General features: G+C 64.0%; 14 protein-coding genes. 6 read left to right on the forward strand and 8 right to left on the reverse strand.

All coding sequences use genetic code 11. The annotated features are described in order from the left end of the window. Nucleotides 1-21 precede the first annotated feature (21 nt). Together OIU19_RS21260 and OIU19_RS21265 are read right to left on the reverse strand one after the other, a co-directional pair. Nucleotides 22-225 (reverse strand): DUF2788 domain-containing protein, encoded by a 204-nt coding sequence (locus OIU19_RS21260; protein WP_264236656.1) that lies wholly within the window; start codon nt 223-225, stop codon nt 22-24. Between the two features lie 55 nt (nt 226-280). Beyond that, nucleotides 281-757, reverse strand: coding sequence for an Lrp/AsnC family transcriptional regulator (locus OIU19_RS21265; RefSeq protein WP_186556691.1), 477 nt, complete (start codon nt 755-757; stop codon nt 281-283). Between the two features lie 391 nt (nt 758-1,148). Between OIU19_RS21265 and OIU19_RS21270 the strand changes: the two genes are divergently transcribed. Then, nucleotides 1,149-1,982 carry a DUF6515 family protein gene (locus tag OIU19_RS21270; RefSeq protein ID WP_264236657.1) on the forward strand — a complete coding sequence of 278 codons (834 nt, stop codon included), beginning with the start codon at nt 1,149-1,151 and terminating at the stop codon, nt 1,980-1,982. Between the two features lie 135 nt (nt 1,983-2,117). On the opposite strand, the gene OIU19_RS21275 is transcribed toward OIU19_RS21270, so the two are convergent. Together OIU19_RS21275 and OIU19_RS21280 are read right to left on the reverse strand one after the other, a co-directional pair. Next, nucleotides 2,118-2,987 carry a cation diffusion facilitator family transporter gene (locus OIU19_RS21275; RefSeq protein WP_264236658.1) on the reverse strand — a complete coding sequence of 290 codons (870 nt, stop codon included), beginning with the start codon at nt 2,985-2,987 and terminating at the stop codon, nt 2,118-2,120. Between the two features lie 25 nt (nt 2,988-3,012). Further along, nucleotides 3,013-3,432, reverse strand: a complete 420-nt coding sequence (locus tag OIU19_RS21280; protein WP_264236659.1) for a polyribonucleotide nucleotidyltransferase — start codon at nt 3,430-3,432, stop codon at nt 3,013-3,015. A 117-nt stretch (nt 3,433-3,549) separates the two neighbouring features. On the opposite strand from OIU19_RS21280, the gene hrpB reads away from it, so the two are divergent. Next, nucleotides 3,550-6,078: an ATP-dependent helicase HrpB gene (gene hrpB / locus OIU19_RS21285; RefSeq protein ID WP_264236660.1), complete on the forward strand. Its 2,529-nt coding sequence runs from the start codon at nt 3,550-3,552 to the stop codon at nt 6,076-6,078. Nucleotides 6,079-6,106: 28 nt separating this feature from the next. Here the strand turns inward: hrpB and OIU19_RS21290 are convergent, their stop codons facing one another. The 3 genes from OIU19_RS21290 to OIU19_RS21300 all read right to left on the reverse strand — a co-directional run bounded on the left by OIU19_RS21290 (nt 6,107) and on the right by OIU19_RS21300 (nt 8,505). Beyond that, the gene (locus OIU19_RS21290; RefSeq protein ID WP_264236661.1) at nt 6,107-6,598 is read right to left on the reverse strand and encodes a hypothetical protein; all 492 of its coding nucleotides are present in this window, start codon (nt 6,596-6,598) and stop codon (nt 6,107-6,109) included. Nucleotides 6,599-6,707: 109 nt separating this feature from the next. Then, nucleotides 6,708-7,787 carry an endonuclease/exonuclease/phosphatase family protein gene (locus OIU19_RS21295; RefSeq protein ID WP_264236662.1) on the reverse strand — a complete coding sequence of 360 codons (1,080 nt, stop codon included), beginning with the start codon at nt 7,785-7,787 and terminating at the stop codon, nt 6,708-6,710. A 61-nt stretch (nt 7,788-7,848) separates the two neighbouring features. Then, a complete protein-coding gene (locus OIU19_RS21300; RefSeq protein ID WP_264236664.1) occupies nt 7,849-8,505 on the reverse strand; it encodes a YciC family protein in 657 nt (218 codons plus the stop codon). Between the two features lie 156 nt (nt 8,506-8,661). On the opposite strand from OIU19_RS21300, the gene OIU19_RS21305 reads away from it, so the two are divergent. Together OIU19_RS21305 and OIU19_RS21310 are read left to right on the forward strand one after the other, a co-directional pair. Beyond that, a complete protein-coding gene (locus OIU19_RS21305) occupies nt 8,662-9,396 on the forward strand; it encodes a DUF2076 domain-containing protein (protein ID WP_264236665.1) in 735 nt (244 codons plus the stop codon). Between the two features lie 75 nt (nt 9,397-9,471). Next, entirely contained in the window at nt 9,472-9,951 is a 480-nt protein-coding gene (locus OIU19_RS21310) for an NYN domain-containing protein (protein ID WP_264236666.1), read from the forward strand. 100 nt (nt 9,952-10,051) lie between these two features. On the opposite strand, the gene OIU19_RS21315 is transcribed toward OIU19_RS21310, so the two are convergent. Next, entirely contained in the window at nt 10,052-10,510 is a 459-nt protein-coding gene (locus OIU19_RS21315; RefSeq protein ID WP_264236667.1) for an Lrp/AsnC family transcriptional regulator, read from the reverse strand. Nucleotides 10,511-10,667: 157 nt separating this feature from the next. Between OIU19_RS21315 and yedA the strand changes: the two genes are divergently transcribed. Both yedA and OIU19_RS21325 read left to right on the forward strand, forming a co-directional pair. Next, a complete protein-coding gene (gene yedA, locus OIU19_RS21320) occupies nt 10,668-11,588 on the forward strand; it encodes a drug/metabolite exporter YedA (protein ID WP_264236668.1) in 921 nt (306 codons plus the stop codon). 98 nt (nt 11,589-11,686) lie between these two features. Beyond that, nucleotides 11,687-13,018, forward strand: coding sequence for a DEAD/DEAH box helicase (locus OIU19_RS21325; RefSeq protein ID WP_186556703.1), 1,332 nt, complete (start codon nt 11,687-11,689; stop codon nt 13,016-13,018). Nucleotides 13,019-13,456 lie beyond the last annotated feature (438 nt).

Consider the following 13,456-nt stretch of genomic DNA (forward strand, 5'->3'; position numbering starts at 1 on the left):
CACGGGGGGGCAGTCTGCCCCTCAGACGCCTTCGATCATCCCCACCACGATGGTCTTGATGATAAACGCCAGCACTCCGAGCCCCAGCACGAAGAACAGGATCAGCGTACCGAAGCGCCCTGCCTTGGACTTCTTCGCCAGGTCCCAGACGATGAAGCCCATGAAGCCGATCAGGAGGGTGACCAGGATGATCATCATCCACTCTTCGAATTTTGCAGGATCCATCGGTGCTCTCCGGACAGGCTGAAGCGGCGGATTATACGCCCGGCTTCAAGGGCTGTTAACGCAAGTGGGTCAATGGCAGCTCAGTGCTGGCCAGCACCTGATTGAGCACGAAGCTCGAGCGCACGCTGGTGACGCCTTCAATACGGGTCAGGCTGCCGAGTAGTAATTTCTGGTAGTGGTCCATGTCCGGTACCACCACTTTGAGCTGGTAGTCGGCGTCCATCCCGGTAACCAGGCTGCACTCGAGCACCTGCGGCAGGCTGCGCACGGCAGTCTCGAAGGTTTCGAAACGCTCGGGGGTGTGTCGGTCCATGCCGATCAGCACGTAGGCGGTCAGGCTCAAGCCAAGCTTCTTGCGGTCCAGCAGCGCCACCTGGCGCGAGATGTAGCCGTCGTCTTCGAGCTGCTTGACTCGACGCGAGCACGGCGAGGGCGACAGGCCGATGCGTTCGGCCAGTTCCTGGTTGGAGATGCGCGCATCGCGCTGCAATTCGGCAAGGATGCTCAGGTCGTAGCGGTCGAGTTTGCTCATGGAAGGGGCCTTTTCTATGTGGATTGCGGCGAATTATCAATCCAGGGTTAAAAATTGCGCAAGTGCTATTTATCTGAGCAATCTTCGCAATCCTCTGCTGGTGCCTTGCCGGTATCTTTATCACCAGAATCACTGCCCGGACATCAGTCCACGGCGACCGGCCCAGGAGGCTGCTCGCGGCCCGCCATCCAACAGGATCCGCCGGCCCCCGGGCTACACACGGTTTACCAGACCGAGTGAGGTGAGCCGGCGCCACAAGCGCCGAGCACGGACGACAATTCGCAAAGGGAGGCCATTGGCCTCCCTTTTTTCATGTCTGGATTTTCATCTGCCTGCCAGGAGGTCGCGGTAGACTGCCAGCAGGTTCATTGCCGTATTCGAGAGGGACAACATGAGGTCGCGCATCTGGCAGTTGGCAGGTGTTGGTTTGCTGGGGATGGGCGTCAGCCTGGGGGTGCTGGCCCAGGGGCCGGGCGATGGGCATGGCGGGCACGGACCGCAGGATCCGAACTCCGGCGGCGCTGGCAGCTCGCCGCTGAACTCGCGAGACGAAGCGCGCCAGACCCAGCCTGCGCGCCAGGGTTATTACCAGGACATCCCGCGGCGCAATGGCGATGACCGCTACTGGCAGGCCGGTGGGCCGGGGCAGCGCCCAGGCGATAACTGGCCGGGGCGGCCTGATGGGCATGGCAATGGCTGGGGGCCGGGGCCGCAGTATCGGCCTGGGCATGCGATCGAGCGCTTCCCGGATCGCTACTGGAAGGTGCCGTACCGCGGGCAGGATTACTTCTACTCAGGCGGCTACTGGTACCGGCCGCATGGCGCTGGCTATGTGGTGGTGCGTCCGCCCTATGGCGTGCGGGTCACCTACCTGCCGTCGTATGCCCAGGAGGTCTGGCTCAGTGGCGCGTTGTTCTTCCTGGTGGCCGACACCTACTACCGGTACCAGGCTGACAGCCGCGAGTATGTGGTGGTCAACCCGCCTGCCAGTGGGCCGGTGCAAGCGCCGCCGGCGGGCAATGGCTACGATGTGATCGCTTATCCCAGCTATGGGCAGACGCCACAGCAGCAGGACCAGGATCGCTACCAGTGCCATCGCTGGGCGGTGGAGCAATCCGGGTTCGATCCGGCGCAAGCCAGCTATGCACCGGCGGCCAATGTCGCCGATACCTATCGGCGGGCGCTGGGGGCCTGCTTGAGTGGGCGCGGCTACAGCATCAACTGAGTGCGCTATCGCGGCAAGCCCGCTCCCACGCTGTTCTGAACTGCGCCCCAGATAATGGATGGGTCCAACATCTGGGGCGCGGCTCATTCATGCGAAATCGATGGTGTGGGAGCGGGCTTGCCCCGCGATAGCGAATCACACAGGATCAGCATGCACCATCACATCGGCCTGTGGATAACGCTCGCGGATCACCGCTGATGCCTGCACACACAGCTCATGGGCATCATGCAGCGCCAACTCGCCAGGCAACTCCAGGTGCAGCTGCACGAACCAGTAACTGCCAGATACCCGCGTGCGCAAATCATGCGCACCGCGCACGCCGGGAATCGCGCAGACCAACTCCAGCATCCGCTCCCCCACGTCTGCCGGCAGCTCCTTGTCCATCAGAATCGCAGTACTTTCCCGAGCGATCTGAATCGCGCTCCAGAGAATGTACAACGCGATCCCCAGTCCAAACAGCGCATCCAACTGTGGCCAGCCAAAGCCTGCCAGCAGCAGCGCCAAGAGAATGCTGCCGTTGAGCAGCAGATCGGAGCGGTAGTGCAGTGAGTCGGCGCGCACCGCAGTGGAGCCGGTGGCACGGATGACCTTGCGCTGAAACGCCAAAAGCGCCAGGGTCAGGACCAGCGACAACACCATCACCGCAATACCCGCAGCAGTATCCCCCAGCGGCTGCGGTGTGCGCAGGCGCTCCACCGCCTGCACGCCGATCAGCACCGCACTGACGCCAATGAACAGCGCCTGGGCCATGCCCGCGAGCGCCTCGGCCTTGCCGTGGCCAAAGCGATGATCATCATCAGCCGGGCGCAGCGCGTAGTGCACCGCCAGCAGGTTGAGCAATGACGCCACCGCATCGAGCGCCGAGTCGGTCAGCCCCGCCAGCAGGCTGACCGAGCCACTCAGCCACCAGCCCACGGCCTTGCTCAACACCAGGATACTGGCCACTGCCAGCGAGGCGCGGGTGGCCAGGCGCAGCAGGCGTTGCTGTTCTGCGGTTGGGGTCATGCGGGCGGCAAAGTCCTTGTGCGAATCAGGCGGCCGGTATCAGGCCGTAGGCAGCCAGTTGCTCGACGCTGCCGCGATGCTGGATCAGCCGCGGGTCGTTCAGCGGCAGGCGCTGGCCCAGTTCGCTTTCGAGGATAGCCTGCAGCTTGGCGTTGTCGACCTTGCCATCGGCATCGATCGCCGGCTTGAGCTTGGCCGGATCGACCTGCGCGGTAGTGCCGCCTGGGTAGTAGATGGCGCCGGTCGCGAAGTCGATGCCAAAGGCGATCAGCCCAGGGATCACGTAGAACAGGATGCCGATGGCGTCGAGGGCGGCGACCACCGGGTCGATCTTGCCTTCGATCTGGCCGCGGCGGTCTGGGTAGAACAGCGTGCCGCAGGCCGTCAGCTGGGTCAGCAGGGTGGCGACCAGAACGCCACCGATGACACGGGATGGAATGCGCATGTAAATCTCCGATGGAAAGTCGCAACGATCGCGGCGAACGGCCGCTATCGACCATTATGACCATGATAGGTCCTGGCCGGTTCGCCGTTATACTCGGCGGCTCGTTCGAGGACCACCATGATTTCATTACCAATCGATGCCGTATTGCCCGCGCTGCGCCAAGCGCTCAGTAGCCGCCACGAAGCCGTGCTGGAGGCGCCGCCCGGCGCTGGCAAGACTACCCGCGTGCCGCTGGCGCTGCTCGATGAGCCGTGGCTGGCGGGGCAGCGTATCGTCATGCTCGAGCCGCGCCGGCTGGCGGCACGGGCGGCAGCCGAGCGGCTGGCCAGCGAGTTGGGGGAGAAAGTCGGCGAAACGGTTGGCTACCGGATTCGGCTGGACAGCAAGGTCGGCCCCACTACGCGGATCGAAGTGGTCACCGAAGGCATCCTTACCCGCCGCCTGCAAGCGGATCCGGCCTTGGAAGGCGTTGGCCTGCTGATCTTCGATGAGTTCCATGAGCGTTCGCTGGATGCTGACCTGGCGCTGGCGCTGAGCCTCAATGGCCGCGAGCTGTTGCGTGACGATCCGCCGCTGAAGATCTTGCTGATGTCGGCGACCCTGGAAGGCGAGCGCCTGTCACGGCTGCTTGATCAGGCTCCGGTGGTCAGCAGCGAAGGACGCATGCACCCGGTGGATATTCAATGGGGGCGGCCGTTTCAGCCCGGTGAGTTCGTCGAACCACGGGTGGTCGACTGCGTACTGCAGGGGTTGGCCGAGCAATCCGGCAGCCTGTTGGTGTTCTTGCCCGGGCAGGCCGAGATCCGCCGCGTGCATCAATCTCTTCAGGACGCGCTAGGCGAGCGGCCAGACATCCTGCTGTGCCCGCTGCATGGCGAACTTGACCTCAATGCACAACGGGCTGCCATCGAGCCTGCGCCTGCCGGCCTGCGCAAAGTGGTGCTGGCGACCAATATCGCCGAGACCAGCCTGACCATCGACGGCGTGCGGGTGGTGATCGACGCAGGCCTGGCGCGGGTGCCGCGCTTTGATCCGGGCAGCGGCATGACCCGCTTGGACACCCAGCGCATCTCCCGCGCCAGCGCCACCCAGCGCGCCGGACGGGCTGGGCGGCTTGAGCCTGGCGTGTGCTACCGCTCGTGGTCCGAGGCCCAGCATGAGCAGTTGGCCGCGCACGGCAGCGCCGAGATCCTCCAGGCAGACCTGGCAGGCCTGGCCCTGCAACTGGCGCGCTGGGGTGTGACGCCCGAGCAACTGCGCTGGCTCGATCAACCACCGAGCGCCGCCTACGCCCAATCGCAAGACCTGCTGGCGCGCCTTGGTGCGTTCAAGCCCGGCAGCCGCGACAGCCTGAGCGAGCATGGCCAGGCGATGGCTGAGTTGCCGGCCCATCCGCGCATCGCCCATCTGTTGTTGCGCGGCCAACACCTTGGTCTGGCTGATATGGCCTGCAATGTTGCCGCATTGCTCGGCGAGCGCGATATCCAGCGCGGCGGCGGCGCCGACCTGCAGACTCGACTAGCGCTGCTCAGTGGCGAAAGCAGGCTGTCACGAGGCGGCCAGGGTGGGGTACAACGCGCTCGTCAGCTAGCCCGCCAATACCGTGGCCTGCTGCGTGGCAAACCGGTCGCCGCTGTGGCTGACCCCGAGCATCCGCGCTGGCTGGGCGCCTTGCTGGCGCTGGCATATCCGGACCGGGTCGCCCAACAACGGCGCGAAGGCGGCGCCGAGTATCGCCTGGCCAACGGCCGCGCCGCGCTGTTTGCCGAAGTCGATGGGTTGATGAAGTGCCCATGGTTGGTGATTGCCGATCTGGGCAGCCGCCAGGGCCAGCGCGAAGAGCGGATCTACCTGGCGGCCGAGTTCGATCCTGGCTTGTTCGAAGAGGTGCTCGCCGAGCAGGTCGAAACCCTCAATCTGCTCGACTGGGATGAGCGCGAACAGGTGTTGCGCGCCGAGCGTCAGCGCAAGGTCGGCGAGCTGGTGCTCAGCCGTGAAGCCTTGCCTGGCCTGAGCGACGAGGCTCGGGCGCGGGCCTTGCTCGGCTTGGTTCGGCGCAAGACCTTGGCGCTGTTGCCATGGACGCCAGCGCTCCGCCAGTGGCAGGCCCGCGTTGCCTTGCTGCGCCAGTTGGATTTGCAGAAGAGCGCGGAGAGTGAATGGCCGGATCTGTCTGACGAGGCGCTGCTCGCGAGTCTGGAGGACTGGTTGCAGCCTTATTTGGGCAAGGTCTCGCGACTGAGCCACTTCGCCCAGCTGGACCTGTCCTCGATCCTGCGCAACCTGCTGCCCTGGCCGCTGCCGCAGCGCTTGGACGAATGGGCGCCAGAGCACCTCAATGTGCCATCGGGCTCCAACATCCGCCTGGACTACAGCGAAACCCCACCGATTCTGGCCGTGCGCCTGCAAGAGCTGTTCGGCCTGGCCGACACGCCGCGCATCGCCCAAGGCCGCCAACAGGTCAAGTTGCACCTGCTGTCGCCAGCGCGGCGGCCGGTGCAGGTGACGCAGGATCTGGCCAACTTTTGGCGCACCACCTACGCCGAAGTGAAGAAAGACCTCAAGGGTCGCTACCCCAAACATTACTGGCCGGATGATCCCTTGGTCGCGGAAGCGACGGCACGCGCCAAGCCCCGCGGCCGATGAGGGGCAGTCGCGGGGGCCTTTGTTGTAATCAGTGTGAGCGCACGATCATGAACTCATGCGGTACGCCTTCGCCGATGGTCAGGTGAGCAGTGGTTAGCCCGGAGACTGACTCGATTTTCACCTGGTGACCCTGATGATCACGGATCAGGCAGCGCAGCTCACCCTTGGACCATTCCAACGGCTGCAGCTTCCAGTAATCCAACTCGTCTGTCCGGTCGTACAGCCCCAGGTAGCCGTTGTCGCTGATACCCAGCTTGCGGCGGCTATTGGATGCCAGGGCCACTCTGAAATGCAGGCGATTCTCGCCTCTTGAGTGGAATCGAAAGAGAAACAGCGAAGGGCCTGCGCTGCCGCCGACCTTGAGCCAGCCATCGTCGACATGGATATCGACGCCAAAGCTCAGGTCGTGATGGGTCTTGAAGGGGTGGACTGGGTAGCGTTTGCCGTCCTCTAGCAAATAGATGCCGCCGATAAAAGACTGACCATCGGCCCAGTGGTTGATAGGTTGCGGTTCGTTCATAGCCTGCGTCCCTGTGGATGAATGTCGGCACGGTAGGCGAGGGACGTGCAGGGCGGCAGGCTGAACGATTTCTCCGGCGAGCTGCTTTTCCTGGGCAGCGCTGATTGACTTAGCGCGCTTTGGGCAAGACCAACTGGGCGGTGACCGGCAGATGATCGGAGATCTGCAAGGTGTCTTCGTGCAGCACGCGCGCCTCCATTCGCTGCAAGCGCGGACTGTGCAGCAGGTAGTCGAGCGTGCGGTCAGGGCCGCTCACGGCCGGGTCATTGGGGAAGTGGGTGAGCCAGGCGTCGCGCTCGGCGCCGCTGGCTTCGGCATTACTGGGGATCATCGGGTACTTGTCCCACAGCAGGTGCAAGTCGCTGTCGGCCGGGTAGTTACCGCGCTGGGCCGGTGGCAGGCGACGGTACTGGCCCAGCGGCAACAGGTTGAAGGCGCCGCCAATCAGCCAAGGAGTGCCCTGTGTTTCCAGGCGATCGAGCACTTTGCTGACGTGCGCCACTTGCCGTCGTTGCAGGTCGCTGCCTGGCCGGTAGGGCGACAACCGCGTATTGAGCACCGCCAGACGGCCGCCATCGGCCAGCGGCAGATAGCTGACTAGCAGGGCCGGTTGCGGCTCCAGCAGGCGGGCCAGGGCGTTACTGGCGGTATTGGGCAATTGCAGGCGCTCGGCCTTGGCGATCGGGTACCGGCTGAGGGTTGCCAGGGTACGGCCGACGCTGCCGGCGATGTGCCGGTCGGGGACGAAACCGGCTTTCCATTCATCGGTCTGCACCGCGCAGGGGTACAGGTCGGCCAGACGCTCGCGCAGCAGGGCCAATTGATCCTGGTAGTCGCTGGCCTTGGCGTCCTTGTCCAACTCCTGCAACAGGACGATATCGGGCTGTTCGGCGCGGATCACGCGCGCCACTTCATCGAGGTTGAACGCCAGGTCTTCACGGGTGGGGCGGGTGTCGCTGCCGCGGCCTTGGTCGTACCAGAACACATAGCGCTTGCCGGCCAGGTACTGGACGTTCCAGCTCATCACGCTCAAGGTCTGCCCGGGCTGCAGCGGCTGGCCAGGGCCTTGGCAGGCGACTGCCACCGATTCGCGGGGGGAGGGCTGCCAGCTCAGGTGCTCAGCGAGCAGCCAGAGCAAGGCCAGCATCAGCAGCAGGAACAGCAGGACGTTGCGCAGTAGTCGGGTCATCGGCTCGGCTTGTCGGTGCGGATCGCACCAGCATAACCGAGCCGTTCGTCGCCAGGCCAGCTCAGGCGCCGGCGTCGGCTTCCAACAACATGAAGATGCGGAACAGCACCACGCTGCTGAACAGCTGCAACAGGCCGCTGAGGCTGTCCATGGCCAGTTGCACGCCTGGTTGTGGCTGCGGGAAGGCCATCATCAGCAGACCGTCGAGCAGCCACACCGGCGCCAGCGAGGCGAACACGCAGACCAGGATGCGCATGAAGTGCCCGGTGGTCATCCGTGCGCTCTCGCGCATCGACTGCACCACGGGCAAGCCGCGCAGCACCAGCAGGTATTCGGCGAACACCAGGTTGATCATGATCCAGATGCCGGGAAACACGAACAGCGCCAGGCCCGCCATGATCAGCAGGGTACTGATCATGATCAACAAGGCCAGCTGCGGCCACAACTGCAGGGCACGGGCGAACAGGTTGCGCTTGAGGATGTCCTGGCCCTGGGTGCGGGTGTCGAGGTAGAGGATCAGCGCTGCGCTGTACAGCGGATACAGCAGCAGGCTGACCAGCATGCCGTAGGCCGGCGACGCCTGTTCGCCGAGCTGGCGGTACAGCAGCTGGGTGAGCAGGGCCTCGAGCACGATCAACGGCAGGCAGAGCTGGATGATGCTCGCCAGGTGACGGCGGAAAAAGTACAGGGAGTCGCGCAGAACGCTCAGCGGATTCATCAGTCAACATCGCTTGGCTGTAAAAGCAGGGGCGTAACTTTAGCCCACTCAAGGCCTGGCTGAAAAAAGTTTCACGCGTCCGCTGATTGAATCCCGCGCCTGCGCCCCCCATCTTTGATGCTGTCCGATGTCCCGCTTGCCCGCACGAGGTAGCCCATGAACACTGAAGAACAAACCCTGATCGACGGCCTGTTTGGCCGCATCAAGCAAGCCGAAGACCCCAGCCAGCCGCGCGATGCCCAGGCCCAGGCGTGCATCGAGGAACATGTGCGCCAGCAGCCGGCGGCGCCTTACTACATGGCCCAGGCGATTCTCGTCCAAGAGGCAGCGATCAAGCGCCTCGATGAGCAGAACAAGCAGCTGGAAAACGAACTCAAGCAGGCCCGCGCTCAGCTCGAGGCCAGCCGGGGTGGTAGCAATGGCGGCGGCTTCCTGTCGAGCATCTTCGGTGCCGGTAGCCGCGCACCTGCTCCGCAACCGCAACGCACTGTCGCACCAGGTGCCAGCGCTGGTGGCTGGCGCGAGCCGTCGGCACCGGGTTACGCACAAGCGCAGCCACAGCAGGCGTCGGCCTTCAACGCCGCGCCCGCACGCAGTGGTGCCAGCAGTTTTCTGGGCGGCGCCATGCAGACCGCTGCCGGGGTCGCGGGTGGGGTCTTGCTGGCACAGGGCATCAGCAGCCTGTTCAACCATCATTCGCAACCTGAGGAAGTAGTCGAAGTGATCAAGGAAGAGCCAGCCCCGGCCAGCGATTCGGGCGGCTGGAATGACCAGGCCGGCCAGCAGCAGGTGGCCGACAACGGCGGCTATGCTGGCGATCAGGGCTTCATGGACAGCGACTACGGCAACGACGACGGCGGCTTCTTCGCTGACGACGACACCTTCGTCTGAGGCCTCTGGCATACTGCTGAGCATGCGGGGTTGCACGCCAACCCCTTTCTCGCAGGATTACCCAAGGGTTGTGTGGTGAAAAAGATCGCGCTGTTCGCCGATGTGCAGAACCTCTACTACACCGTCCGCCAGGCCCATGGCTGCCATTTCAACTACACCGCACTGTGGGCCGAGGTCAGCCGCCAGGGGCAGATCGTCGAGGCGGTGGCCTATGCCATCGACCGCGGCGACAGCAAGCAGCAGCAATTCCAGCAGATCTTGCGCAACCTGGGCTTCGAGGTGCGCTTGAAACCCTACATCCAGCGCAGCGATGGCTCGGCCAAGGGCGACTGGGATGTGGGTATTACCCTGGATGTGATCGAGGCGGCGAGCCGGGTCGATCAGGTGGTGCTGGCCTCGGGTGATGGCGACTTCGACTTGCTGCTGGAGCGAGCGATCCAGCGGTATGGGGTCGAGGCCGTGGTGTATGGCGTGCCCGGGCTGACGGCGTTGTCGCTGATTCGCGCGGCCACTGAGTATGTGCCGATCGAAGGCTCGCTGCTGCTGCGTCATTGACTGAGCACGCTATCGCGGGGCAAGCCCGCTCCCACGCAGAGCCAACTTGGCGTGGGAGCGGGCTTGCCCCGCGATAGCGTCAGGCTAGACACCACAAAACTCAGCTCTTTTTGCCATTGCCAGCGAGTTGCTGCAATGGCACTCGCCGCTCCACCGCACTTGAAAGAACGATCGAGGTCTTGCTGAAGCCCAGCTGCGACACTCGATTGATCAGCGCCTCCAACTCACTCATCGACCCCACTGCCGCCTGCATGATCACGCACGGATCGCCCGTGACCCGATGACACTCAGTGAGCTCGGGAATTCGCGCCAGCTCATCGTAAGCCTGCTGGTTGCCATGGCTGGCCAGGCGCAGCTCGATCACGCACTGGATCGGCAGGCCGATCTTTTCCAGGTCCACCTTGGCCGTATAGCCGGTGATCACCCCGCAGGCCTCAAGCTTGGCCACCCGCTCGGCCACCGCAGGTGGTGAAAGGTTCACCTGTCGCGCCAGCTGCGCGTAAGTGGCCCGGCCGTTTTCCAACAGGGCGGCGAGGAGCATGCGGTCGTACTTGTCCATGACGGGTTTCGCTCGTTTCAGGCAATCAACGGCAAAGACGGCAAATAACCATTCATTGCAAAGTGTGTGGGTGATTTAAACGTGTTTTGTAACTTAAGTTTGCGCAAGGCCCTTTCTAAACTAAGTCACCCGTAAACGGATTTCGAGTGTTTTCCCCATGTCTGCCTCCCGTCGTGTTCCCTGGTTGCTCATCGGTGCCTTTCTTGCCCTGTATCTGGTCTGGGGCTCGACCTACCTGTTCATCCGCATTGGCGTCGAATCCTGGCCGCCGATGATGATGGCGGGGATTCGCTTCGTGATCGCCGGCAGCCTGTTGTATGGCTTTTTGCGCTGGCGCGGGGTGCCGGCCCCAACCTGGCCGCAATGGCGCGCGGCCGGGCCGATTGGCTTTTTGCTGCTCAGCTGTGGCAACGGCGGGGTGACCCTGGCCGAGCATGCGGGCGTCGCCTCCGGGGTGGCAGCGTTGGCGGTGGCCACGGTGCCGCTGTTTACCCTGGTGTTCGGTCTGTTGTTTGGCCATCGCAACTCGCGCCTGGAATGGGCGGGCATCTGCCTCGGATTGGCCGGCATCGCCATGCTCAACCTGGGCTCCAACCTGCAAGCCAGCCCGATGGGCGCGGCGCTGATCCTGTTTGCCGCCGCTGCCTGGGCGTTTGGCTCGGTATGGAGCAAGAACCTGCCGCTGCCCCAAGGGCCGATGGCCAGTGCAGCCGAGATGTTGGTTGGGGGCGCGGCGCTGCTGATTGGCAGTGCGGTCAGTGGCGAACGCTTGACCCAGATGCCAACCGCCGCTGGCTGGGGCGCATTGGCGTACCTGGTGTTGTTCGGCTCGATCCTGGCCTTTAGCGCCTATATGTACTTGCTCAAGAACGTACGCCCGGCGGCGGCCACCAGCTATGCCTACGTCAACCCGGCCGTGGCTGTGCTGCTCGGGATCGCCTTCGCCGGTGAAACCATTGGCGCCGAAGAATGCGTGGCGATGGCGGTGATCATCGGCGCGGTGGTGCTGATCGGCCTGCCGCAGTGGCGCAAGGCGCCCGAGCAGCCAGCGCCGCTGAAGGGCGAAATGTGCAAATAGGCGCGCGTCTGTGGGGCGGCGGGTGCGGCCCTATCGCGACACGAGGGTACTGGCGCAGGTAAACTGCCGCCTTCGCTGAACCCCCTGACGGTATTGCCATGAATTTCGCCAAACTCGGCCTGATCGAACCTTTGCTGCGCACCCTGCAGCAGCTGGACTACACCACCCCAACCCCGGTCCAGGCCCAGGCCATCCCCGCCGTACTGGCCGGCCGCGACCTGATGGCCGCGGCCCAGACCGGCACCGGCAAGACTGCAGGCTTTGCCTTGCCAGTCTTGCAGCGCCTGGCGTTGGAAGGTGAGAAGGTCGCCAGCAACTCGATCCGCGCGCTGGTGCTGGTGCCGACCCGCGAGCTGGCCGAGCAGGTGCATGCCAATATCCAGGAATACGCCGAGAACCTGCCGGTTTCCACCTATGCCGTCTACGGCGGGGTAAGCATCAACCCGCAGATGATGCGCCTGCGCCGGGGTGTCGATTTGCTGGTGGCGACCCCCGGTCGCTTGCTCGACTTGTTCCGCCAGAACGCGGTGAAGTTCGGCCAGGTGCAGACCCTGGTGCTCGACGAAGCCGACCGCATGCTCGACCTGGGCTTTGCCGAGGAGTTGCAGTCGGTGTACGCCGCGCTGCCGCGCAAGCGCCAGACCCTGTTGTTCTCCGCCACCTTCTCCGATCAGATCCGCATGCTCGCGGGCCTGGCCCTGAATGATCCGCTGAGCATCGAAGTCAGCCCCCGCAACGCCACCGCCAGCACGGTCAAGCAGTGGCTGGTGCCGGTCGACAAGAAGCGCAAGGCCGACCTGTTCTGCTACTTGCTGCGCAAGCAGCGCTGGAGCCAGGTGCTGGTGTTCGCCAAGACCCGTAACGGGGTCGATCAGTTGGTCGAGCGTCTGCTGGGCGAGGGGGTGAATGCCGATGGCATCCATGGTGATCGGCCGCAAGCGACTCGCCAACGCGCGCTGGACAGCTTCAAGGCACGCGAGATTCAGGTGCTGGTGGCCACCGATGTCGCTGCGCGCGGGCTGGATATCGACGATCTGCCGCTGGTGGTCAACCTCGACCTGCCGATCGTCGCCGAAGATTATGTGCACCGCATCGGCCGTACCGGCCGGGCGGGCAACAAGGGCGAAGCGATTTCGCTGGTGTGTGCCGATGAAGTGCAGATGCTCTCGGCGATCGAGACCCTGATTCGCCAGACCCTGCCGCGCCATGAAGAGCCAGACTTCATCCCTGATCACCGGGTGCCGATGACCGATGCCAGTGGGCAGGTGATCAAGAAGCCGAAAAAGCCCAAGAAGCCCAAGGAAAACAGCGCCAAACGCGGTTTGGGCAAGTGGATGGACAGTACCGAGTCGGGGACTTCGGCGCCGACCGTCAAGGCGGTGCGCAAGGTGCCGAGCTTCAATGGTGGGCCGCGTAAGCGCAAGCCTTGAGATCCGGCCCATCGCAGGCTCCCTCAGCGCCTACAGAGGGTGGTGAAGCAGCAGTGTGTCAGTGCAGGCCCCTTCGCGGGCAAGCCCGCTCCCACAGGGACTTGTGCTGGCAGGGCGGGTTTAGTTGTGTCAGTGCCAGCCAGCAAGGGCAGGTACTGACACCACAAAACAGTTGATACACCAGCAATCCCTGTGGGGGCTGGCTTGCCGACGGGTTTAGTTGTGTCAGTGCCAGCCAGCAAGGGCAGGTACTGACACCACAAAACAGTTGATACACCAACAACCCCTGTGGGGGCGGGCTTGCCGGCGGGTTTAGTTATGTCAGTGCCAGCCAGCAAGGGCAGGTACTGACACCACAAAACAGTTGATACACCAACAACCCCTGTGGGGGCGGGCTTGCCGGCGGGTTTAGTTGTGTCAGTGCCAGCCAGCAAGGGC

The sequence above is a fragment of the Pseudomonas sp. BT-42-2 genome (assembly GCF_025847435.2).
Classification (GTDB): Bacteria; Pseudomonadota; Gammaproteobacteria; order Pseudomonadales; family Pseudomonadaceae; genus Aquipseudomonas; species Aquipseudomonas urmiensis.